Raw genomic sequence first — 20,465 nt, 5'->3', positions numbered from 1 at the left:
ACCGTCACGCGGCACTCGGAAGCGCCGGCAGGCAAGCCTCGCAGATCGCGGCAACATGCCGGTGATCGGTGCCGCAGCAGCCGCCGACGATCCTGATTTGCGGCATTCTCTGCATCAGATCCCTGTACCGCTGCCCGAGATCGACCGGATCGCCGGCATCCAGCGTTTCGCTGTCGTCCAGTTCGGCATGGCTCATGCGCGAGGCATTCGCCCGCAGCCCATGAATGCGTTTTGTCCATCCCGCGCGATGATCCAGCGCCTCGGCAAAATGCGTCGGATGCGCGCAATTGATCATGTAATAGGCCACCGAACCGCCCGTCGCCGCATCCGTCGTCTCGATTACCTCCTGCATGCTGCGCCCGGTCACCAGCTTGCCGTCGGTCTCGACCGTGAAGGAGATAACGCAGGGCATATCCCGGGCCGAGGCCGCCCGGGCGATACCGATTGCCTCGTCGATGTTGTTCAGCGTGACGGCGGAGATCATGTCCGCATCGCTCTCGGCAAAGCTGCCGATCTGGACGCTGTGATAATCCTCGGCTTCGGCCGCGTTCATCCGGCCGGCCTTGTACCCATCGCCGCGTGGCCCCATCGCGCCGCTGAGCACGATCGGCCGCCCCGGCTCCTCGTGCCGCTCGCGCAATCCCGCAAGCAGGGCAATGCTTTGAACGTTTGCGTCATGCAGCGCCTCCGACGTGTAACCCAGCTTTTCCGCCCAATCGGGGCTCGCCCTCCATGTCGGGCTGTCGAGAATGAAGCCGGCGCCATGCTTGCGGGCGATGTCGAGGTAACGGCGATAGTAGGCGCGCAACCGGTCGCGGCCTTCTTCTGAAGCCATCATCACGAAGGATGCGAAGTGCGGCAGCTGCAGCCCGTCATGAAAGATGAAGGTCGTTTCCATGCCGCCGTCGGTGACGAATGCGCCGCCCTTGAGTTGCGGCAGGCTGTGTCTGTACTTGGCCATGACAATCCCTCTATGTGCAAGCAATTCTCACGAACAAGTTCTCCGCTTCCGGGCTGCGAAACTAGACGACTTGCGGTATAGTTGGGCATCGCATGATGTTTGCCTTTGATTTCAGCCGCTTCCGCGGGGCGGATGACAAAAGGCCTCCATATAGACCAGAGCTGGCGGGCAAAAACCGTACCGGCGGTACAGGGAATTTGATGCGCAAGGGCGAGGAGACCAGAACCCGCATCCTGGATGTGGCCGAAACTGCCGTCCTGCAGAAGGGCTTCGGCGGCACCTCGATCGAAGAGCTGATCGCCGAGACCGGCATCACCAAGAGCGGCTTCTTCTACCACTTCCGGGACAAGAACGCGCTCGCCAAGGCGCTGCTCGAGCGGTACATCGAAAACGACGAACGAATCTACGACGAGATATTCACCCGCGCCCGCGAGCTGACCGAAGATCCGCTGCAATCCTTCATGCTCGGTCTAAAGCTGCTTGCCGAACTGCTGTCCGACCTGCCGAACGGCCATCCGGGCTGCCTCGTGGCCACGGTCTGCTACTATGAACGCCTGTTCGACCGCGACATCCAGGAAACCAACAAACAGGCGGTGCTCGCCTGGCGACGGCGGTTCCGCGGCATGTTCGAGGAGATCATGGTAGTCTACACGCCGCGCGAACCGATCGAGATCGACCAACTGGCCGACATGGTTTCGACGGTGCTCGAGGGCGGCATCGTCCTGTCGAAGGCCTTGAAGGAACCGCAGGGGCTCGCCGACCAGGTTCTCGTGCTGCGCAGCTTCGTGAAGCTGCTGTTTCAGCCGCAGATCGTTCGCCAGTGATCCGGCCTAGCGGTCGTCTTCCATGGCAGCCGCCATCTCGGCGAGCTTGCGCACGGTATTGAGATTGCGCGCCGTTCCTGGTTTCAAGGCCGGCAGCTTGAGCTTCGATTTGCCGGAGCCAACAGGGAAGTGGACATAGATTTCGCGCCCGGCGAGAACGGCCTCTTCGCCATCGGGGGCCACCATCTTGTCCAGCGCATCATCAGGCGCCGCTTCCGGTAGGAAGCTTACCAGGAGATAGTTGGGCTTGGCATCGGGGAAGGGCGCGTTGGCGGCAATCGCTTCCAACTCCTTGCGGCTGCGCAGCATCACGCCGGGCTTCCTGCCGAGCAGCTTTCCCAGCGCGTCGTCCAGCTTCTGCTCGACCTCGACCTCTGCTGCATCGGCGCGAAACAGCACGTTGCCGCTCTGGATGTAGGTCTTCACGTCGCTGAAGCCGAGCTCTTCGCAGACCGCCTTCAGCTCCGCCATGGGCAGCTTGCCCGTGCCGCCGACATTGATCGCCCTCAGGAGCGCCACATAGACCGTCACGGGCTCCTCCAGCCGATTATATCTTGCCCGCGACCTTGATCGCGAAAGCATATTCGAAGGCGATCTCCTCGAGGCGCTGGAAGCGTCCCGAAGCGCCGCCATGGCCGGCATCCATGTTGGTCTTCAACAGGATCGGTGCCGAGCCGGTGGTCTTTTCGCGCAGCCGCGCCGCCCACTTTGCCGGCTCCCAATAGGTGACGCGCGGGTCGGTGAGGCCGCCGAGCGCCAGGATCGGCGGATAGGCCTTGGCGCCGACATTGTCGTAGGGCGAATAGGCGGCGATCTGCTCGTAGTCTTCCTTGCTCTCGATCGGGTTGCCCCATTCCGGCCATTCCGGCGGGGTCAGCGGTAGCGTGTCGTCGAGCATGGTGTTCAGCACGTCGACGAAGGGAACGGCGGCGATCAGGCCGGCGAACTTTTCCGGCGCCATGTTGGCAACGGCGCCCATCAGCATGCCACCGGCCGAGCCGCCCTCGGCGATGATGTTGGCATAGGAGGTGAACTTCTCCTGATTCAGATAGTCAGCGGCGGCAATGAAGTCCTTGAAGGTGTTGGTCTTCTTTTCCATCTTGCCGTCTTCGTACCAGGCAAAGCCCTTGTCCTTGCCGCCGCGGATATGGGCGATGGCATAGACGAAGCCGCGATCGGCGAGCGACAGGCAGTTGGTGTTGAAGCCGGCCGGAATGGTGATGCCGTAGGCGCCGTAGCCGTAGAGCAGGCAGGGTGCCGAACCGTCGAGCGGCGTGTCCTTGCGATAGAGCAGGGTGACGGGCACCTGTTCGCCATCCCAGGCGGGCGCGAACACGCGGCGGGTGACGTAATCGTCCGGATTGTGGCCCGAGGGCACCTCCTGGGTCTTCAACAGCGTGCGCTCGCGCGTCACCATGTTGTAGTCGTATAGCTGCGACGGCGTCGTCATCGAGGAATAGGAGAAGCGGATGACGTCGGTGTCGTATTCCGCGGCCCCCTGCAGCCCGAGCGAATAGGCCTCTTCGGCAAAGGCGATCGCGTGTTCCTCGCCGGTGCGACGGTCACGGATGATTATCTGCGGCAGGCCATCCTTGCGCTCCAACCAGAGCAGGTGGCGGGCATAGGCCATGTGGCTGATGATCAAGGTTCCGGGCTTGTGCGGCACGACCTCGCGCCAGTTCGCCTTGCCCGGGTTTTCAACCGGCGCTTCCATGATCTTGAAATCCTTGGCGTCGCCGTCATTGGTCAGGATGTAGAAGACGTCGCCGCCTTCCGTCATCGAATATTCGATGCCTTCCTCGCGCTCGGCGACCAGCTTCGGCTCGGCCGTCAGGTCCTTGGTGGACAGCAGGCGGTATTCCGAGGTCTCGTGATCGTGGATGTCGATGTAGATGAAGTCGTCGAGCAGCGAACCGCCGACGCCCATGAAAAAACCCGCATCCTTTTCCTCATAAACCAGCCGGTCTTCAGATTGAGGCGTGCCAAGAATGTGGTGAAACACCTTCGACGGGCGGTGGTTCTCATCGAGCGCAGAATAGAAGAAGCTCTTGCCATCGGGCACCCAGACGCCGCCGCCGCCGGTGTTCCCGATCACGTCGGCCAGGTCCTCGCCAGTCGCAAGGTCACGCACGCGCAGCGTATAGAACTCAGAACCCTTGTCGTCGTAACCCCAGATGCCGCGGCTGTGGTCGGTCGAGTGATCGAGGCCGGCGAGCCTGAAATAGGCCTTGCCCGCGGCCTCCTTGTCGCCGTCGAGCAGAACGGTGCGGATAGCCTCGTCCTTGACGGCGCCGTTACGCGGAATCCGGAAATAGCGAGGCTGTTCGCCGCCGGTCACGAAGAAGGTACCGTAGGCGTAGTCGCCGTCCTTCATCGGCACGGAGCTGTCGTCTTCCTTGATGCGGCCGCGCATCTCCGAAAACAGCGTCTTCTGCAGCACCTTTGTGTCTTCCATGGCCGCGTTCATGTAGACGTTTTCGGCTTCCAGATGTTGGCGGATCGCGGGATCGAGGATCGCGGGATCCTTGAACATCGCCTGCCAGTTGTCGGCGCGCAGCCAGGCATAGTCGTCGGTGCGGGTGATGCCGTGGCGCGTATCGGAGATCGGCTTCTTGGCGGCGACGGGTGGGTTCGGCAAGTTCTTGAAGACGGTCAAGGAAAGCTCCGGAAACGTGATGTCAGGTGGGCAAGAGATAGAGAGGCGGATGCCTGGGATCAAGCGCCCAAGACGGACCTGTGGCAAAACCGAAGGAATGCTCACGTTGCCTTGATGTCACCACATTGTTTAAGAAAGTCCGCTATGCCACCCGGAATTCGCCCCTCGTACGACCGTCAAACCACGGTTCTCCACAGGCGATTCCGGAATGAGAATGCAAAGGAATCCCACCGTAATGCCAAAACGTCTCGTGTTGCTTCTGTCCGCATTTAGCCTTGCTTTTCCAGCCTTCGCAGTCGATCCCGCCATCAAGAAGCAACTCGAAAAGCTCGATCCCGCGACCCGCCTCGAACAGAGCTGTGACACGGAGGCGATGAGCCGAATCAACAAGGACGAGACCGGCTACAAGCCCGACAAGGTCATCGCCTACACGTTCAAGGATCCCGTTCCGAGCGACGACAGGCTGGAGGCGCCAGGCGCGGTCTTCCGCAGCAAGGGCGACTGGTATCATCTCTCCTACACCTGCATCACCGGCCCGCAGCACATCAATGTCCGCGATCTGCAATACAAGATTGGCGAAAAGGTCCCGCGCGAGAAGTGGGAAAAATATTACCTCTATGATTGATCGCGGCGCGCGCCGTGAGTTGCCTTTCTGAAGCCTTAGTCCTCAGGCATCAGAATTGCCGCTGAAGCCGGCGGCGAATCGCAGCAGCGACCGCAGGCGGCATCAAACCACATGGCGCCTGACCGCGATGTGCATTATGCAGCGCTTGAACCACGAACGGCTTCTCTTTGGCATGAATCGTATTCTTCTCGTTTCGGCGTTGCTGATCGCATCCGCCTCGATTGTGTCCGCTGCCGCTCCTCCGCCGGAGGAAGCGCCGGTCGTCACCGCGCCCTCGAAGGTCGTGCAGGCCCCCAAGATGGCAGCAGGGCCGAAGCTGGTTGAGCCGCATCTGCGCATTGCCCGGTCGGGCATCAAGGGTCACGCGCGGGTGGCGCTGACCTTTGACGCTTGCATGGGTCAGGCCGACGACCGCATCCTCTCGGTGCTGGTCCAGGAGCGCATTCCCGCGACCATTTTCGTCACTGCGCGCTGGCTGAAGCACAATCCGCAGGCGCTGCAGGTCTTCCTTGAGAATCCCGATCTGTTCGAACTCGAGAACCACGGTCAGAATCACGTTCCAGCCGTCGACAAGCCGGTCTCGATCTATGGCATCGCGTCCGCGGGCTCGCCCGAGGCCGTGCGGCAGGAAGTGCAGGGCGGTGCCGATGCGATGCTCGCAGCCGGTATTGCCCCGCCGCACTGGTTCCGCGGCTCGACCGCCAAATACGACCTCTCCGCCATCGCCCAGATTCGCGACATGGGGTACCGCATCGCCGGTTACTCGGTGAATGGAGACGGCGGCTCGCTGCTCGGCGCCGTTGTCACGGAAAAGCGCATTGCATCGGCCAAAGACGGCGACGTCGTGATCTCCCACATCAACCAGCCGACCCACGCCGCCGGCGAGGGCGTCGCCAAGGCGATCGTCGATCTCATGGCCAAGGGTGTCGAATTCGTCCGGCTGCAGGATGTCGAGGACACCGGCGACGACCGGACGACGCAGTGAGCTAGCCAAGGGCGCTCTGTAGCGTTTCCTCACTCACGTTCGAGGGTCGGGGCACGTCGGGCGCGTCGCGATCCAGCGCGAAATCATCAAACCAGTCGCGGTACCCTCCGCCGATCAGTGCGCCGATAACCTGTGTCGCAAGATAGGAGAAGGTGATGCCGTTGCCGCCATAGCCATAGGCGGCATAGACTTGTGGCATCGAGGGAACCGGACCGATCAGCGGTAGCCCGTCCGACGTCGCCCCGAACGTGCCGCACCATGCCGTCGCGACGCGGGTGTCGGCGCTGGACCAGAGCCGCTTCATCTTCTCCCGGATCGTCATGATCTTTTCGGCCAGCTTGGCGTCGCGGGCCGCGGGATCGACGGTGTCGTCATCCTCGCCGCCAGCGATGATCCGCCCATCAGGCGTCGTGCGCATGTAGAGATAGGGGTGGCTGTCTTCCCAGATCAGCACCTGATCGCGCCAGAGCGCTGCCGGATCCTGCGGTATCGTCGCCAGCGCCCAGCTCGATGTCATCCGGTGCTGTTTCGGCATATCGATGCCCGGCATGGCGTAGCCGGTGGCGAGCACCGCCGTTTTCGCCTCGATGACGAACGCACCGTCTGTTTCGGCGCTGACCCGCCCGCCTTCGCTATGTAGCTTGGTGACCGAGGCGCTGATCAGGCGCGCGCCTTGCTTCACGGCAATGTCCAGCAGGCCCCTGGTCAGGAGCAGCGGATCGGCCTCCGCCGAGCCGCGCGACAGGATGCCCCCATCGCGGTCGATTTCGAACTCGGTAAAGAGATCGCAATGTTCCAGATACCGGCTTGGCAGTCCGGCACGACGACGCAGCTCGACCTCCCTGCGAAGATCGCCCGCGCCCTCCTGGTTATTGGCGAGGAACAGCGATTGCCGGGGAAGCAGGTTGCAGGCGATCCGGTGGGCGACGATCAGCTTGGAGAGACCGGCGACCGAGGCCGCGCTCCGCCTGTAGATGCCGGCGGCGCGTTCGAAGCCATGGAAACGCTCGAGTTCGCTCAGCGTTCGGTCTATCTCCCACTGCAGCATGGCGGTGCTCACTGCCGTGCTGCCGAGACCCGGCGTCTCGCGGTCGACGATGACCACGGAAAGACCTCGTTCCGCGAGGTGCTGGCCCATCAGCGCGCCGGTAATCCCGCCGCCGATCACCATGGCGTCGACTTTGAGATTGTCCTGAAGTGGCTGGTAATTGGGCTTTGTTCCTGCGTGGCTCCAAGGGGAGGTGCCGCTCTTCAGCCGGTTCTGGCTGGAATCTGCAAGATCGATTTCTGCCATCTGACGCTTCTTACCTCAATTATTTCGGCAATTGCGGTTGCAGTCTCTCTTCGATGAAAAGTTCATCGACGATGGTCATGACAATCAGCGATAGTGGTAGTGCCAGCATAGCACCAACTGCGCCCCACATCCAAGTCCAGAACAAGATCGCCAGAAACACCACGAAGGGATTGATTTCCAGGCGCTTTCCCATGACCGCCGGGAAGATCAGGTTTTCCATGACGAGGTGGACGATGAAGAATGCCGCCGCTGGCATAAGGCCCACCACGATGCCGTCATGCGTGATGATCCCCGCGATGGCGACCGCCAGCGTCATCATCGTAATGCCGAGATATGGGATGAAGCTCGACAGGAACGCGAAGAAGCCCCAGAGCACCGGCGCCGACAGGCCCCCTACATAGGCGATCACCATCATCACGAGGCCAAGGCAGACGTAGATCAGCGACGCCGTCGCAAAATAAAATCCGAGAACCTGTTCCACGCCGTTGATCACGCGGATGGCGGCAAGCCGCTGCGAGCGCGACCGGAACACCATAATGATGGATTTGCGCAACGTCACCCGTCCGGCAAGGAAAAGCAGCAACGCGGCGAAGAAGATCAACGCCTGCACGAGGGCAGGGGTGAGGTTGGTGCTGACGAGATGCACGACGTTGCCAGTGTTCTCCAGAAGCTTCTCACTCGACATTGGCCCGGTCTGGAAAGTCTCCGGCGTAATGTGCAGCCACTTGATGCGCTCGAGATAGGGCATGAGGCGGTTGAAGGTCTTCTCGACGAAGGCCGGGCCCTCGTTGACGAGCCTTGTCACCGGTCCGGCAAGCGAATTGGCGAGAAGCGCGATCACAAGCGCAACCGCAGTAGACAGGATGACCGCATTGGTGATGCGCGGCACGCCGAGCTTGCTGAGCTTTTCCGCCAGCAGCCCAAGGATCATGCCGACGACGACGGCGAGCGTCACCGGAATGAGGATCAACGACATCATGTAGATGGCCGATAGTGCAAGCACTCCAAAGATACCGATGATGGCCCAGGCCATGCTGACATCAAGCCCGTCCTTCTCCAGGCGACGCATCGGCGCTTGTGGCATCTCCTCCGTGTCCTGGGTCAGTTTTTCTGCCCAGGCGCTGACGGGAGTCGTGCCCACTGTCATTTTGCTGGCCTGTTTGCGGATGCCGTTGGCAATTCCCATCGATAGACGATCCCCGGAAGCCCAGTTGCTTCGCGACGGAAACGCGCGGAACCCCTTCAGGTTCCTAAGGTCAGGCAGACAGGGTCAGGCCGATGCCCCAGGGATCATGCAGGAAGACACCGCCATTGCGCGTTTCACTCTTGATCTCCAGTTCGTCGAGCTTGGTGACAGCTTTTTTGAGCGCTTCCTTGTCGTTGAAGCGTAGCGTGTAGTCGGAAAGGCCCGTCATGCCCTCGGCGCGGGTGCCGGCGCCGCGGCTGTTCCAGATGTTGGCGGCGACATGGTGATGGTAGTCGCCGGTCGCAAAGAAGCTGGCGCCGGGATAGCGCGCCATCAGCTTCAGGCCAAGAATATCGCGGTAGAAGGTGTCTGCTTCCGGAATGTTGCCGACCTGCAGGTGGATGTGGCCGATTGCCGTTCCGTCGGCCATTCCGTTCCAGGCATCGTTGGGTGCGCTGTTGTAGAGTGGTTGCAGATCGAGGCGAAGCGTCGCCATTTCCACCTGACCGTCCGGCTGGAATTTCCATTGGTCGTGGGAACGGTCGGCATAGATCTCGATGCCGTTGCCTTCCGGATCGGAGAGATAGATGGCCTCGCTGACGAGGTGATCGGATGCGCCGTCCAGGACGACATTGTTGTGCGCCGCGTGGCGCAGCCAGCGGGCGAGCTCGGTGCGGCTGGGCATCAGGAAGGCCGTATGGAAAAGGCCGGCTGCGTTGCGCGGTGCGACACGCACATCCTTGCCTGTCGTCAGCGTCAGAAGTGGCGTGCCGTCGACACCGAGGATTTCGCCGCTCGCGCTTTTCTCGATGACATTAAGGCCAAGCATCGATTGATAGAAATTGGAAACCAGCGGCAGGTCGGTGACGACGAGATGCGACTGATCGACATAGGCAGGACGCGTCAGGGCGTAGGACGTTTCAGTGGTCATGGGTGTATCTCCTGCCTTGGATGGGGGAGGCATACCGGCGGTAGCGGCGAAAGCGCCGCCCGTAGCAATACCAAGGAATTTGCGCCGGTTCATGTGCCTCAGAGGTTCCCTTGGTCGCTGTACTTGATCACTATATGGCGCATTCTGATTGTTCACAGAAGATCCGATTTTGACGATTCAGCGTTCGATGCTTGTTGACAAGAATCCATCCTGATCTTGATCTTGATCAAAGCGCCTTATTTATCTCTTGAGAGGATGTGGCCGTAAGAAACGGCAGCGCTGGAGGGCCTGAATGTACAAGAGAATCATCGTTCCGATAGAAATAGGCGGGTTGGACAGGGGCGAAAAGGCACTCCGCAAGGCATCCACGCTCCTTGAAAAAGGTGGCGAGATCATTTTGCTCAACGTTGTCGAGGACGTTCCCACCTATGTCGCGATCGATCTGCCGCCCGAGCTGCGGCAAAACGCGATCGACGATGCCGAACAGAAACTCGGCATGCTGATCCGCACGAGCGGCATACCGGCAATGATCGAGATCGGTCACGGCCGCCCCGCCCACAGTATCCTCGCTGCCGCCGAAGCGCATGATGCGGATCTGATCATCGTCGCCTCGCACATTCCCGACTTCAGCAACTACTTCATCGGTGCCACCGCCGACCGCGTCGTCAGGCATGCCAAATGCTCGGTGCTGGTCGATAGGCAGCGCTGAGAAGAAAACAACGGCAAAAGACCGATGGAGGAATATCCATGACCGACACGCAGACCTACGAGCAGATCCTACGCAACCGCCAGCGCGAGCTTCTATCGCGGCTGAGTCGCATCGACGTTGATCTCGGGCGCACCAAGGAGCAGGACAGCGACGACCGCGCGATCGAGAGCGAGAACGACGAAGTGCTGGAGGGGCTTGGCCAGGCCGGCCAGGAAGAGCTGCGCGCCATCGACGCAGCCCTCGATCGGATCACGAAAGGCACGTATGGCACCTGCGTCCGCTGCGGCGAGCCGATTTCGAAGAAGCGTCTCGGCGCCGTACCCTATGCCCCGCTCTGCGAAGACTGCATGAGCTGAAAGGCTCTAAGTCATTAAGGTGGCATGTCATCAAGGGTGGCCCATTTTCAGGCTACCCTTCTGCCTTCCACCTGTGTATCTCCACGCCGAAGCCAGAGCGTCCAAGGCTCACGAAGATTTAACGGCGTGCCATCGCTGTTGTGTTGCCTGCACACCGTTTCGGTGCGACGATCGGTTGGAAAGGTGAGGGGTTTCCCGGCATGACAGAGTTCAACGGCATCCGCTGGGCTTACGACAAATATGAGCTGATCGCCGATGGGGTCGTCCATGGCATTGGGCTTGCTTTCGCGCTCATCGGCGCGACCGTTCTGATCTTTTACGCCACTCTCTGGAGTTCCAATGGCGAACTCGCGGCGGCATGGATCTACAGCGTAGGCCTCGTGCTGACGATCGGCATCTCCTTCTCCTATAACGCCTGGCCGGTTTCGCGGACGAAGTGGTTCCTTCGCCGGCTCGATCATTCCTCGATTTTCATCCTGATCGCCGCCACCTACACACCCTTCCTGGAGCGTGGCGCCGACAGTCCGCTGCTGTTCGGGATGCTCATCGGCATCTGGGCGATCGCGGGGCTCGGCATCTTCCTGAAGTGCGCCCTTCCAGGCCGCTTCGACAAGGTTGCCATCCTTCTCTACCTCGGCATGGGGTGGAGCGGCATCTTCGTGGCCGGGCCGGTGGCGGAGCGCATCCCCTTTGTATCGATGCTCCTGATCCTAATCGGCGGGATCATCTATTCCCTCGGTGTCATCTTCCACGTCTGGGAGAAGCTGCGCTTCCAGAACGCCATCTGGCACGGCTTCGTGGTCGCCGCGGCGGCCGTGCACTACTCGGCGGTGCTCACCTGCTTCAGCATGGCAGGCTCCGGGGTCTGATCAGCCGGCCTGCGTGTCCATTTCGATCAATTCTCTGCTATCGCGAATGATCGCTTTCGTCCCGTCATTTCGTTGGTTTACAACGCTGAATGCCGGGCGTATGCCGCTTGCCGGAACCGAACTGAAATTGGACTTGATATGAACCACGCCGTTCTCGTGCGCGATGCCACCGAAGCCGACCTCCCGGCAATCCGCGATATTTATAATCACGCTGTCGAGCATACGACCGCCATCTGGAACGAAACGCTGGTTGATCTCGACAACCGCATCGAGTGGTTCAAGGCCCGCAAGGCAAAGGGCTTCCCGGTCATCGTTGCGGAGAAGGATGGCAAGGTCACAGGCTATGCCTCCTATGGTGACTGGCGAGCCTTCGACGGCTACCGCCACACGGTCGAACACTCAGTCTATGTCGACAAGGATTGCCGCGGCGCGGGGATCGGCGAATTGCTGATGCGGGCGCTGATCGAGCGTGCGGCCGAGGCCAACATCCACGTGATGATCGCCGGCATCGAGGCGGCAAACGCTGCGTCCATCAAACTGCACGAAAAGCTTGGTTTCCGCGTTGCCGGCACCTTCTCGGAGGTCGGCACGAAGTTCGGCCGCTGGCTCGATCTGACTTGCATGGAGCTTAGGGTCACGAAGTGAGCCTCATCGTTCTCACTGGCGCTTCCGGATCGGGCAAGACGGCGATTTCCAAGGCGATCGCCGCTCGGTTCGCTGGTGAAATCGACGTCCACCATTTCGATGACATCGGCGTTCCCCCGCTCTCGCGGATGGCGGCGGACTACGGCTCGCCAGCCGGATGGCAGCGGGCCATGACCTTCAAGTGGTTTGAGAGCCTCGCGGAGGCACAGCACTCCGGCCGAAATCAGTTGCTCGAAGGCCAGATGCGCCTTGCATTTCTAGAAGAAGCGGCAACAGCAACAGGCATTGCCTATTTGCCGCTGCTGGCCGACTGCGATGACGAAACACGAACGCATCGCCTGGCGGTCGAACGCCGGCAGCCAGAGCTTGCCAACACCGAAATGATGATCTGGGCATCCTTCCTCCGCCGCGAGGCCGTGGCAAAGAAATGCGCGATATTGGATACGTCCCGCTTGTCGCTGGATGAAAGCGTCCAGGCGGTCGTCGAACGCTTCTAAGCAGCTCGGACGCGAGCTTTTATTTCTCCGGCTCGAACACCATCGCGTGGCCGTTGATGCAGTAGCGCAGGCCGGTCGGCGGCGGACCATCGGGGAAGACATGCCCCAGATGGGCATCGCAAGTGCCGCAGCGGATCTCCGTGCGGACCATGCCGTACGTCGTATCGCGGAGTTCGGTCACCGCGTCGGGTGAGACAGCTTCGAAATAGCTCGGCCATCCGCAACCGGCATCAAACTTCGTGTCTGAGCGGAACAGCGGTGCATTGCAGCCGACGCAACGATAGAGCCCGGTTTCGAACGAATCCCAATAGGGGCCGGTAAAGGCACGCTCGGTGCCATGCTGGCGGGTGATCCGGTATTGCTCGGGAGTCAGCTGTTCCTTCCACTCCGCGTCGGTCTTGTGAACTTTGGCGATTGTCGTATCGGCCATGGCTTGTTCCTTTCGCGCCGGGGGGCGGCTTTGATTTTCGACAGCAATGTGGTGCGAAAGGTCGCATGGATCAAGGGATGCCGAGCTCGTCAAAGCGTCATCCCGTTCCGGCGAAAACGGCGATGCCGTTGATATTTCGTCGATAAACCGATCGCCCCGGAGGTTTGAGGCGCCCTGGACAGAGTCTGTAACTATCGCTTCAATAGACGCTTCGAAGATACTGCAAGGGGCTGACCGACCCGAGATGATCCGTTCCCTGTGAGTATCCTGCCGCTGCCGGTTGCTCCCGGTCGAACAAGACTTGTGACCGCGCTCCTGTTCTCGTAAACCTGACGGACTTCCGGCTTTCGCCGGCTCCACGAAGCACTGCCAGCAGAGGAGGGCACATGGCCGGTGTCACGGCTTTGACATTTGCGGCCTTGTGTCTGCCACTTCTCGGCGCAGTTCTCGCTCCCTTTCTCGTTCGCGTCCTTGGGGCGAACGCCGCTTGGCTCTTGGCGCTTGCGCCGCTTTTGGCCTTTGCGCACTTCGCCAGCCTGCTGCCGGTCATAGCGGGCGGCGAGGTGATAACAGGCGGCTATGCCTGGGTGCCGAGCTTCGACCTCCGCTTTTCCTGGCTGCTCGACGGTCTTTCGCTGACCTTCGCGCTGCTGATTACCGGGATCGGCACGCTGATCGTCCTCTATTCGGGCGGATACCTGAAGGGGCATCTGGATCAGGGGCGCTTCTTCTCCTTTATTTTCCTGTTCATGGGCGCCATGCTCGGCCTCGTCGTCTCGGACAGCCTGCTGATGCTCTTCATCTTCTGGGAACTGACGTCGATTACCTCCTTCCTCTTGATCGGGTTCGACCACGAGCGCGAGGCAGCGCGTCGCGCCGCCCTGCAGGCGCTCGTCGTTACCGGCGGTGGCGGCCTGCTGCTGCTGGCGGGCCTGCTCCTGATCTGGAGCACGACAAACGCGACTGATTTGTCGACGCTGCTGCAATCCGGCGATCTGCTGCGTGGCAATCCATATTATCTGGCGATCCTGATCCTCATCCTCTGTGGCGCCTTTACCAAATCGGCGCAGTTTCCGTTTCACTTCTGGCTGCCGAACGCGATGGAGGCGCCGACGCCGGTCTCGGCCTACCTGCATTCGGCAACGATGGTGAAGGCGGGCGTCTATCTCCTGATGCGCCTCAATCCCGTCATGGGCGGGACACCGGCCTGGGAGACCTTGCTGCCGCTCTTCGGTGGCGTGACGCTGATCGTCGGCACGCTGCTTGCGATCCGCCAGACCGATCTCAAGCTGCAACTCGCCTATACGACCGTTTCCTCGCTTGGCCTTCTCGTGCTGTTGACCGGCTTCGGCGCGCCCTATGCCACCGAGGCCGCGGCGCTCTACCTCATGGCGCATTCGCTCTTCAAGGGTGCGCTGTTCATGGTTGCGGGCATCATCGACCATGAGACCGGCACGCGCGACATCACCAGTCTGCGCGGCTTGAAAGCGGCGATGCCGCTGACCTTTGCGGCAGCACTCGCCGCGGCTATTTCCATGGGCGGTCTGCCGCCGTTCTTCGGATTCCTCGCAAAGGAAGAGATTTACGCCGCGCTGGCACATGCGGACCCACGATCGATCGTCTTCACAATGGTTGCGGTCGCGGGCAACGCGTTGATGTTCGCGATTGGCTTCGCCGTGGCGCTGAAGCCGTTTCTCGGGCCGGTCCGTGCAACGCCCAAGCACCCACACGAGGCACCGCCATTGCTTTGGGTCGGTCCTGTCTTGCTGGCGCTATTGGGCCTGATGACTGCGGTTTTCTCCGCAACGGCGCACCATTACATCTCGTCTCCAACGGCATCCGCCATCCGTGGATCGGCGAGCGTGATCGAGATTTCCCTTATCCCGCATGTCGGCGTGCCGCTGCTTCTGTCTGGTCTTACGATCGCGCTCGGCACGCTCGTTTATTGGCGGATAGACCAGGCGCGTCTGGCCATGGCGACGGTACTGTGCAAGCTAGGACCCGGACCGGATCGTGGCTTCGATTACTTCATCGTAGGTCTGATTAGATTATCGATGCGCGTAACGCGGTTCGTCCAGCCGGGGCGACTTGAACTCTACATCACCTGCACCTTCCTCTGCCTTGCCGCAATCCTGCTCGTCCCCCTCTGGCTCTATGGCGAAATGCCGATGCTGCCTGTCTGGCCACGGCAGGTCCAGGTCCACGAATGGGCGATCTTCCTGCTCGCCGTTCTTGGTCTGTTGAGCGTTGTCATCGCGCGCGACCGGCTGACGGCGATCGTCACGCTCGGCATCCAGGGCTTCTCCGTCGCCATCATATTCCTGCTGTTCGGCGCGCCCGACCTGTCCTTCACGCAGTTCATGGTGGAGACCCTGTCGGTCGTCATCCTGGCGCTTGTCATGACCCGCCTTCAATTGTCGCCGACCGATCGGCGGCCGCTCAGCCAGAAGATATTCGACGGCTGCATCGCGATCGCCTGCGGCTCTGGCTTCGCGCTGCTTCTGATGAAGGCCACGCAGGGGCCGTTCAACAATGCGCTGACGGAGTTCTTCAACACTTACTCAAAGACCATCGCGCACGGCGCCAACGTCGTGAACGTCATCATCGTCGATTTCCGCGGCACCGACACGCTGGGTGAGATCGCGGTCGTCGCCATCACCGGCCTTGCGATCCTCGCCCTCATTCGAATCCGCGCGCAGACCGAGCGCAAGCTTGCCGAAAACGATCCTGACGCGCCTGAGGATCTGGGGATCGAGCGCCCATGAACACACTGATCTTCCGCACGATCACGCCGGTGTTGACGGCTCTGATGCTGCTCTTTTCCGTCTTTGTGCTCCTGCGCGGCCACAACGAGCCGGGCGGCGGCTTCATCGGCGGGTTGATTGCCGCCTCGGCGCTGGCGATCTTCGGCATTGCCCGCGGCGTCGGCGCCGTGCGCCGCGCCATCGTCTTCCATCCCCTGGCGATATCAGGGGCCGGACTGTTGATGTCCTGCTCCGCCGGTCTGCTGTCGGTCGTCTTTGCCGTGCCGTTCATGACCGGGCTGTGGATCTATCCTGAGATAGCCAGTGTCGAGGTGCCGCTCTCGACCGTCATGCTCTTCGATATCGGGGTCTACCTGGTGGTCGTCGGTGCCATCACCTCGATCGCGCTGGCGCTTGAGGAAAGGGAGATCGAGTGATGGAGCCGCTGTTTGCGATCCTCGTCGGCCTGTTCTTCGCCGCCGCGATCTATCTGATGCTGTCGAAATTCTCGATCCGGATCATGCTCGGGATCGCCGTCCTCGGCAACGCGGTGAACCTGTTGCTGTTTACCGCAGGACGTTTGACGCGCGAGGTGCCGCCGATCATCGCGGCAAACCTCGATACGCTCCCTAACGGCGCCGCCAATCCGCTGCCGCAGGCGCTGATCCTGACGGCGATCGTCATCTCCTTTTCCTTCCTCGCCTTCCTGCTGGTGCTGACCTATCGCGCCTATCAGGACATCGGCACCGACAACACCGACGAAATGCGTGTCGCCGAGCCCGTCGATCCACCGCTGCCGCCGATGGGGTACTAGATGGCGGCTCCGGTAAGCACGATCACCGATCTCTCGGCTGCGATGGTCACGGCGCCTGTGCCGCTCGCCAACTGGCTCGTCATCGCACCCGTGGCGCTCTGCATCACGCTCGGCGCCGTGCTCTTGATGATGCGCGGCTCGCTGCGACTGCAGGCGCAGGTCGCCATTCCGGGCCTTGCCGGTCTGGTCCTGCTGGATGCCGCGCTGTTGGCGAAGGTGGTGGCGCATGGCCCGCTGACCATGGTCATGGGGCGCTGGCTTCCGCCGTTCGGCATCGCCTTCACCGTCGATCTCTTCGGCGCGCTGATGGCCCTGACCGCTGCCATCGCAGCGCTCGCCGGCGGCCTTTATGCGTTGAAGGACGTCACCGAAAGCGGCCGCCGATACGGTTTCTTTCCCTTCCTTTTGCTTCTGATGGCAGGCGTTTCCGGCGCGTTCCTGACAGGCGACGTCTTCAACCTCTATGTCTGGTTCGAGGTGCTTCTCATTTCGTCCTTCGGGATGTTGATCCTCGGCTCCGAGCGCGGGCAGATCGACGGGGCCATGAAATATGCGGTGCTGAACCTGATCGGCACGACGCTGTTCCTGATCTCGGTCGGCATCGTCTACGCTGTCTTCGGCACGCTCAACATGGCCGATATCGCTGGCAAGGTGGAGAGTGTGCGCGACACCGCGCCGCTGATGACCCTTTCCGCCCTCTTGCTGCTGGCCTTTGCCATGAAGGCCGCTGCCTTTCCTGTCAATTTCTGGCTGCCGGCCTCCTATCATACGCCGCGCATCGTCGTGTCGGCACTGTTTGCCGGTCTGCTGACCAAGGTCGGCGTCTACGCCCTCATTCGCGTCATGGTCATGCTGCTGCCGATCGAGCGCGAACAATTGAGCCTTCTGATTGCGGCGGTGGGGGCAGCGACCATCGTCGTCGGCGCGCTTGGGGCGCTGGCGCAGGACGATATCCGCAAGCTCCTCGGCTATGTCGTGATCTCGGGCATCGGCAACATGCTGGTCGGCATAGCGCTAGGCACGCCCGGCGGCCTGTCCGGCGCGATCTTCTACGCGCTGCATTCGATGGTGCTGATGACGGCGCTCTATCTTCTCGCCGGGCAGGCTGCCGCCCTTGCCGGCGGTTTCTCGCTGACCGCGCTCGGCGGCCTCTATCGCAAGAGCGGCGGTTTTGCCGCGTTCTCTTTCATCCTCTTCGTCGCCGCGTGTGGGTTGCCGCCCTTTTCCGGCTTCTGGCCGAAGGTGATTTTGGTCAGAGCATCGATCGACGTCGGCGCCTGGTGGCTGGCCGCCGCGATCCTGATCGGCGGCTTCCTGCTGACCGTCGTATTCGGACGCGTCTTCCTGCTCGCCTACTGGCGACCGGCAACGTCACCGCAGGCGGCAGTGTCAATCAGCTGGCAGGCGGGGCTGCCGCTTTTCATCCTGACAGCTCTTGTCGTTGCTTTCGGCATCCTGCCCGAACAGCTGCTGGACATGGCGCAGGCTGCGGCGACCGGCCTCATCGATCCGACAGCTTATCTGCAGTCGGTCTTCCCGGATGGAGGGATGCCATGATCGCCCTGCTGCTGAACGTGCTGCTCGCCATTGCCTGGGCGACCGTTACCGGCAGCGCGTCGCCGCACAACCTCCTCTTCGGCTTTGCGATCGGCGCCCTGTGCTTTTCCATCATCCGCGAACCCTATGGCAGCCGGGGATATCTTCGCCGGTCCTTCGCGATCGTGCGGCTTGCCCTTCTGTTTCTCAAGGAGTTGGCGATCTCGGCCTGGAAGGTCGCCGTCACGGTGCTGACGCCCAACATGCGGCTGCAACCCGGCATCTTCGCCTTTCCGCTGACCGTCGACCGCGATTTCGAGATCACGCTTCTAGCCAACATGATCACCCTGACGCCGGGCACACTGTCGGTCGATGTCTCCGACGATCGCAAGACGCTTTACGTGCATGCGCTGGATTGCGCCGATCCCGAGGCGACCAAGCGCGATATCGCCAACGGTTTCGAGCGCCGGATCATGGAGGCATTTCGATGATCTCCCCGCTTGCCATCATGTCCACGGCCGCCGCGGTTGCCCTGGTCATCCTTGGGATTGCCTTTCTCCTGGCGGGATGGCGGGTCCTCGTCGGGCCGACGCTGCCCGACAGGATCCTGGCGCTCGATATACTGTCAGGCACGGCAATCGGCTTCATCGCCGTATTGGCGGTCAAGACGGGCTTCAGCCTCTATATCGACATCGCCATTTCGCTGGGACTCGTCGCCTTTCTGGCAACGGTCGCCTTCGCGCGTTTCGTGATGTCGCGCGCTCCTGTCGCGGAACGGCACAGCGAAAAAAAGGCGCGTGCCCCGAAAAAGCCCAAAGTCGCGGCCAAACGCAGCGACAAGAATGGCAGGAAGGGCAAGAAATGATAGACTATGTGATAGCGCTCGTCGTCGCTTTCCTTTTGCTGGCCGGTTCGTTGTTTGCGCTCGTTGCCGCACTCGGCGTCGTGCGGTTGCCGGATCTCTACACGCGCATGCACGCCGCTTCCAAGGCTGGAACGGTCGGTTCCGGCATGCTGCTTTTTGCCGCCGGTGTCGCCGCGGGCGAGGTTTCGGTCTTTGCGCGGGCGCTCGCCGGTTTCGTCTTCTTCCTGCTGACGGCGCCGGTCGCGGCGCACCTCCTTGCCAAGGCCGCGCACCAGTCTGGATATCGCCTCGGCCCCCAATCGGTGCGCGATGACCTCGCCAAAAGATGAGAGCGCTTCCGATTCAGTATTTTAAGTTGATTTTTGCACCCTTTTGCAGATTTCTTAATGGTTAATGTTTGGGTTTATGGCAGGCAATTCTTGCGAAATAGACATTTTTCGGTAGATATATATGAAATAATAATTGGCGTTTTCGTAAAACGGTGATAATTGGTGATCAAGTAGAGTTCTGATATTGAATTAGAATCACGTTGCTTATTTCCTCGTTGGCTTTGGATTTCAGTGTTTAATTGAGGAAGTAAGCTGCGTGGTAGCGTACTAATTCGAAATCGGGCAGTATAAGAACGGGTTTCGGCCTCAGGAATCTAGGGGTGGATTTCAGTTTTTCGAAACAGGTTGCCGTAGCCTGGGTTTTTTGCTGTTGGCTCTACGATGACGGTCTTGGCTGACGAGGCTTAGACCTTTGGAGCATTGAAACAGGAGAAACGTATTATGACGGATACTGCAGCCGGTAGCGGGCCGGAGTTGCTGGTCGAGCTCACCGCAGATATTGTTGCCGCCTATGTCAGCAACCACGTGGTCCCGGTTGGCGATCTCGCTAACCTGATTTCTGACGTGCATTCGGCACTTAGCAATACGTCGACGCCGCAAGCTGCAACGGCGGTTGTCGAGAAGCAGAAGCCGGCTGTATCGGTGCGTAAATCCGTTCAGGATGAACAGATCACATGCCTGGAGTGCGGCGGCAACTTCAAGTCGCTCAAGCGTCACCTGATGACCCACCACAATCTCTCGCCGGAAGAATACCGCGAGAAATGGGAGCTCCCCGTCGACTACCCGATGGTAGCGCCGGCCTATGCCGAAGCGCGCTCGCGCCTCGCAAAGGAAATGGGGCTCGGCCAGCGTCGCAAGCGCGGACGCGGCTGATCGTTGCCAAGGATTTGATCCTGTAGAGCCGGGCGGAAGCCCGGCTTTTGTGTTTGTGCGCCCAGCATGGGCGCATTCTTGTGGGTGGAAACCCCACCGTGAGCTGGTCACGGCGAACGAAGAGAAGCGCAACTGCGGAAGGGCGACCGACCGTGGGGAGGAAGCGTGGATCGAAACTGCGGGCCGATGAACAAGAACCGGATATGAGGCGGTGCCAACCAGGGCGAGCGGGCAAACGACCGCGAAGCTCTTGTGACCAAGGGGCGGTGGCGTAAATCCGGCGGTCGTGCAGTGAAGGAGTGCGTTCTTACCTGGGGAGATCTCGTCTTGCGCCTG

23 protein-coding genes are annotated in these 20,465 nt (G+C 61.0%); 16 read left to right on the top strand and 7 right to left on the bottom strand.

Annotated elements, in window-relative coordinates; translation table 11 throughout:
- Positions 1-4: 4 nt before the first annotated feature.
- On the bottom strand, positions 5-961 hold the full coding sequence (locus C934_RS0125930) for a homocysteine S-methyltransferase family protein (protein ID WP_018859469.1): 957 nt from the start codon (positions 959-961) through the stop codon (positions 5-7).
- 200 nt (positions 962-1,161) lie between these two features.
- Between C934_RS0125930 and C934_RS0125925 the strand changes: the two genes are divergently transcribed.
- Entirely contained in the window at positions 1,162-1,785 is a 624-nt protein-coding gene (locus tag C934_RS0125925) for a TetR/AcrR family transcriptional regulator (protein ID WP_026372089.1), read from the top strand.
- 6 nt (positions 1,786-1,791) lie between these two features.
- Here the strand turns inward: C934_RS0125925 and C934_RS0125920 are convergent, their stop codons facing one another.
- Both C934_RS0125920 and C934_RS0125915 read right to left on the bottom strand, forming a co-directional pair.
- Entirely contained in the window at positions 1,792-2,316 is a 525-nt protein-coding gene (locus C934_RS0125920) for a DUF1697 domain-containing protein (RefSeq protein ID WP_018859467.1), read from the bottom strand.
- Between the two features lie 16 nt (positions 2,317-2,332).
- Positions 2,333-4,441 (bottom strand): S9 family peptidase, encoded by a 2,109-nt coding sequence (locus C934_RS0125915; protein WP_018859466.1) that lies wholly within the window; start codon positions 4,439-4,441, stop codon positions 2,333-2,335.
- Positions 4,442-4,676: 235 nt separating this feature from the next.
- On the opposite strand from C934_RS0125915, the gene C934_RS0125910 reads away from it, so the two are divergent.
- Both C934_RS0125910 and C934_RS0125905 read left to right on the top strand, forming a co-directional pair.
- The gene (locus C934_RS0125910) at positions 4,677-5,066 is read left to right on the top strand and encodes a DUF930 domain-containing protein (RefSeq protein WP_018116560.1); all 390 of its coding nucleotides are present in this window, start codon (positions 4,677-4,679) and stop codon (positions 5,064-5,066) included.
- Positions 5,067-5,238: 172 nt separating this feature from the next.
- The gene (locus tag C934_RS0125905) at positions 5,239-6,051 is read left to right on the top strand and encodes a polysaccharide deacetylase family protein (protein WP_026372088.1); all 813 of its coding nucleotides are present in this window, start codon (positions 5,239-5,241) and stop codon (positions 6,049-6,051) included.
- Position 6,052: 1 nt separating this feature from the next.
- On the opposite strand, the gene C934_RS0125900 is transcribed toward C934_RS0125905, so the two are convergent.
- The 3 genes from C934_RS0125900 to C934_RS0125890 all read right to left on the bottom strand — a co-directional run bounded on the left by C934_RS0125900 (position 6,053) and on the right by C934_RS0125890 (position 9,462).
- Complete coding sequence (locus C934_RS0125900; protein WP_018859464.1) at positions 6,053-7,345, bottom strand: NAD(P)/FAD-dependent oxidoreductase; 1,293 nt, start codon at positions 7,343-7,345, stop codon at positions 6,053-6,055.
- A 19-nt stretch (positions 7,346-7,364) separates the two neighbouring features.
- Positions 7,365-8,531, bottom strand: a complete 1,167-nt coding sequence (locus C934_RS0125895; protein WP_018859463.1) for an AI-2E family transporter — start codon at positions 8,529-8,531, stop codon at positions 7,365-7,367.
- Positions 8,532-8,601: 70 nt separating this feature from the next.
- The gene (locus C934_RS0125890) at positions 8,602-9,462 is read right to left on the bottom strand and encodes a VOC family protein (RefSeq protein WP_018859462.1); all 861 of its coding nucleotides are present in this window, start codon (positions 9,460-9,462) and stop codon (positions 8,602-8,604) included.
- Positions 9,463-9,754: 292 nt separating this feature from the next.
- Here C934_RS0125890 and C934_RS0125885 point away from each other — a divergent pair, with 292 nt between their 5' ends.
- The 5 genes from C934_RS0125885 (at position 9,755) to C934_RS0125865 (ending at position 12,538) form a co-directional block, all read left to right on the top strand.
- Complete coding sequence (locus C934_RS0125885) at positions 9,755-10,171, top strand: universal stress protein (RefSeq protein ID WP_018116555.1); 417 nt, start codon at positions 9,755-9,757, stop codon at positions 10,169-10,171.
- A 38-nt stretch (positions 10,172-10,209) separates the two neighbouring features.
- Positions 10,210-10,527, top strand: a complete 318-nt coding sequence (locus C934_RS0125880) for a TraR/DksA family transcriptional regulator (RefSeq protein ID WP_018116554.1) — start codon at positions 10,210-10,212, stop codon at positions 10,525-10,527.
- A 200-nt stretch (positions 10,528-10,727) separates the two neighbouring features.
- Positions 10,728-11,396 carry a PAQR family membrane homeostasis protein TrhA gene (trhA, locus tag C934_RS0125875; protein ID WP_018859461.1) on the top strand — a complete coding sequence of 223 codons (669 nt, stop codon included), beginning with the start codon at positions 10,728-10,730 and terminating at the stop codon, positions 11,394-11,396.
- 138 nt (positions 11,397-11,534) lie between these two features.
- Positions 11,535-12,041: a GNAT family N-acetyltransferase gene (locus C934_RS0125870; RefSeq protein ID WP_018116552.1), complete on the top strand. Its 507-nt coding sequence runs from the start codon at positions 11,535-11,537 to the stop codon at positions 12,039-12,041.
- The gene (locus C934_RS0125865; RefSeq protein WP_018859460.1) at positions 12,038-12,538 is read left to right on the top strand and encodes an AAA family ATPase; all 501 of its coding nucleotides are present in this window, start codon (positions 12,038-12,040) and stop codon (positions 12,536-12,538) included. The genes C934_RS0125870 and C934_RS0125865 overlap by 4 nt, the downstream gene beginning before the upstream one ends.
- Positions 12,539-12,557: 19 nt before the next feature.
- Here C934_RS0125865 and msrB read toward each other — a convergent pair whose 3' ends face one another.
- A complete protein-coding gene (msrB, locus tag C934_RS0125860) occupies positions 12,558-12,968 on the bottom strand; it encodes a peptide-methionine (R)-S-oxide reductase MsrB (RefSeq protein WP_018116550.1) in 411 nt (136 codons plus the stop codon).
- Between the two features lie 386 nt (positions 12,969-13,354).
- Here msrB and C934_RS0125855 point away from each other — a divergent pair, with 386 nt between their 5' ends.
- The 8 genes from C934_RS0125855 to C934_RS0125820 all read left to right on the top strand — a co-directional run bounded on the left by C934_RS0125855 (position 13,355) and on the right by C934_RS0125820 (position 20,129).
- Positions 13,355-15,733, top strand: a complete 2,379-nt coding sequence (locus C934_RS0125855; RefSeq protein WP_018859459.1) for a putative monovalent cation/H+ antiporter subunit A — start codon at positions 13,355-13,357, stop codon at positions 15,731-15,733.
- The gene (locus C934_RS0125850) at positions 15,730-16,149 is read left to right on the top strand and encodes a Na(+)/H(+) antiporter subunit B (protein ID WP_018859458.1); all 420 of its coding nucleotides are present in this window, start codon (positions 15,730-15,732) and stop codon (positions 16,147-16,149) included. Before C934_RS0125855 ends, C934_RS0125850 begins: the two co-directional genes overlap by 4 nt.
- Complete coding sequence (locus tag C934_RS0125845) at positions 16,149-16,526, top strand: Na+/H+ antiporter subunit C (protein ID WP_018859457.1); 378 nt, start codon at positions 16,149-16,151, stop codon at positions 16,524-16,526. Before C934_RS0125850 ends, C934_RS0125845 begins: the two co-directional genes overlap by 1 nt.
- Positions 16,527-18,083 (top strand): Na+/H+ antiporter subunit D, encoded by a 1,557-nt coding sequence (locus C934_RS0125840; RefSeq protein ID WP_018859456.1) that lies wholly within the window; start codon positions 16,527-16,529, stop codon positions 18,081-18,083.
- Positions 18,080-18,553 (top strand): Na+/H+ antiporter subunit E, encoded by a 474-nt coding sequence (locus C934_RS0125835; RefSeq protein WP_018859455.1) that lies wholly within the window; start codon positions 18,080-18,082, stop codon positions 18,551-18,553. The genes C934_RS0125840 and C934_RS0125835 overlap by 4 nt, the downstream gene beginning before the upstream one ends.
- Entirely contained in the window at positions 18,550-18,927 is a 378-nt protein-coding gene (locus C934_RS0125830) for a cation:proton antiporter (protein ID WP_018859454.1), read from the top strand. Before C934_RS0125835 ends, C934_RS0125830 begins: the two co-directional genes overlap by 4 nt.
- A complete protein-coding gene (mnhG, locus tag C934_RS0125825; RefSeq protein ID WP_018859453.1) occupies positions 18,924-19,256 on the top strand; it encodes a monovalent cation/H(+) antiporter subunit G in 333 nt (110 codons plus the stop codon). The genes C934_RS0125830 and mnhG overlap by 4 nt, the downstream gene beginning before the upstream one ends.
- 441 nt (positions 19,257-19,697) lie before the next feature.
- The gene (locus C934_RS0125820) at positions 19,698-20,129 is read left to right on the top strand and encodes a MucR family transcriptional regulator (protein ID WP_018859452.1); all 432 of its coding nucleotides are present in this window, start codon (positions 19,698-19,700) and stop codon (positions 20,127-20,129) included.
- Positions 20,130-20,465 lie beyond the last annotated feature (336 nt).

Source organism: Rhizobium sp. 42MFCr.1 (assembly GCF_000377185.1).
Classification (GTDB): domain Bacteria; phylum Pseudomonadota; class Alphaproteobacteria; order Rhizobiales; family Rhizobiaceae; genus Rhizobium; species Rhizobium altiplani.
This window is presented reverse-complemented; position numbering and strand designations above follow the sequence as displayed.

Excerpts from the sequence above, each read along its gene's own strand:
- C934_RS0125930 (WP_018859469.1), bottom strand. The coding sequence starts at position 961 with ATGGCCAAGTACAGACACAGCCTGCCGCAACTCAAGGGCGGCGCATTC.
- C934_RS0125925 (WP_026372089.1), top strand. The coding sequence starts at position 1,162 with ATGCGCAAGGGCGAGGAGACCAGAACCCGCATCCTGGATGTGGCCGAA.
- C934_RS0125910 (WP_018116560.1), top strand. The coding sequence starts at position 4,677 with ATGCCAAAACGTCTCGTGTTGCTTCTGTCCGCATTTAGCCTTGCTTTT.
- C934_RS0125905 (WP_026372088.1), top strand. The coding sequence starts at position 5,239 with ATGAATCGTATTCTTCTCGTTTCGGCGTTGCTGATCGCATCCGCCTCG.
- C934_RS0125900 (WP_018859464.1), bottom strand. The coding sequence starts at position 7,345 with ATGGCAGAAATCGATCTTGCAGATTCCAGCCAGAACCGGCTGAAGAGC.
- C934_RS0125895 (WP_018859463.1), bottom strand. The coding sequence starts at position 8,531 with ATGGGAATTGCCAACGGCATCCGCAAACAGGCCAGCAAAATGACAGTG.
- C934_RS0125890 (WP_018859462.1), bottom strand. The coding sequence starts at position 9,462 with ATGACCACTGAAACGTCCTACGCCCTGACGCGTCCTGCCTATGTCGAT.
- C934_RS0125885 (WP_018116555.1), top strand. The coding sequence starts at position 9,755 with ATGTACAAGAGAATCATCGTTCCGATAGAAATAGGCGGGTTGGACAGG.
- C934_RS0125880 (WP_018116554.1), top strand. The coding sequence starts at position 10,210 with ATGACCGACACGCAGACCTACGAGCAGATCCTACGCAACCGCCAGCGC.
- trhA (WP_018859461.1), top strand. The coding sequence starts at position 10,728 with ATGACAGAGTTCAACGGCATCCGCTGGGCTTACGACAAATATGAGCTG.
- C934_RS0125870 (WP_018116552.1), top strand. The coding sequence starts at position 11,535 with ATGAACCACGCCGTTCTCGTGCGCGATGCCACCGAAGCCGACCTCCCG.
- msrB (WP_018116550.1), bottom strand. The coding sequence starts at position 12,968 with ATGGCCGATACGACAATCGCCAAAGTTCACAAGACCGACGCGGAGTGG.
- C934_RS0125855 (WP_018859459.1), top strand. The coding sequence starts at position 13,355 with ATGGCCGGTGTCACGGCTTTGACATTTGCGGCCTTGTGTCTGCCACTT.
- C934_RS0125850 (WP_018859458.1), top strand. The coding sequence starts at position 15,730 with ATGAACACACTGATCTTCCGCACGATCACGCCGGTGTTGACGGCTCTG.
- C934_RS0125845 (WP_018859457.1), top strand. The coding sequence starts at position 16,149 with ATGGAGCCGCTGTTTGCGATCCTCGTCGGCCTGTTCTTCGCCGCCGCG.
- C934_RS0125840 (WP_018859456.1), top strand. The coding sequence starts at position 16,527 with ATGGCGGCTCCGGTAAGCACGATCACCGATCTCTCGGCTGCGATGGTC.
- C934_RS0125835 (WP_018859455.1), top strand. The coding sequence starts at position 18,080 with ATGATCGCCCTGCTGCTGAACGTGCTGCTCGCCATTGCCTGGGCGACC.
- C934_RS0125830 (WP_018859454.1), top strand. The coding sequence starts at position 18,550 with ATGATCTCCCCGCTTGCCATCATGTCCACGGCCGCCGCGGTTGCCCTG.
- mnhG (WP_018859453.1), top strand. The coding sequence starts at position 18,924 with ATGATAGACTATGTGATAGCGCTCGTCGTCGCTTTCCTTTTGCTGGCC.
- C934_RS0125820 (WP_018859452.1), top strand. The coding sequence starts at position 19,698 with ATGACGGATACTGCAGCCGGTAGCGGGCCGGAGTTGCTGGTCGAGCTC.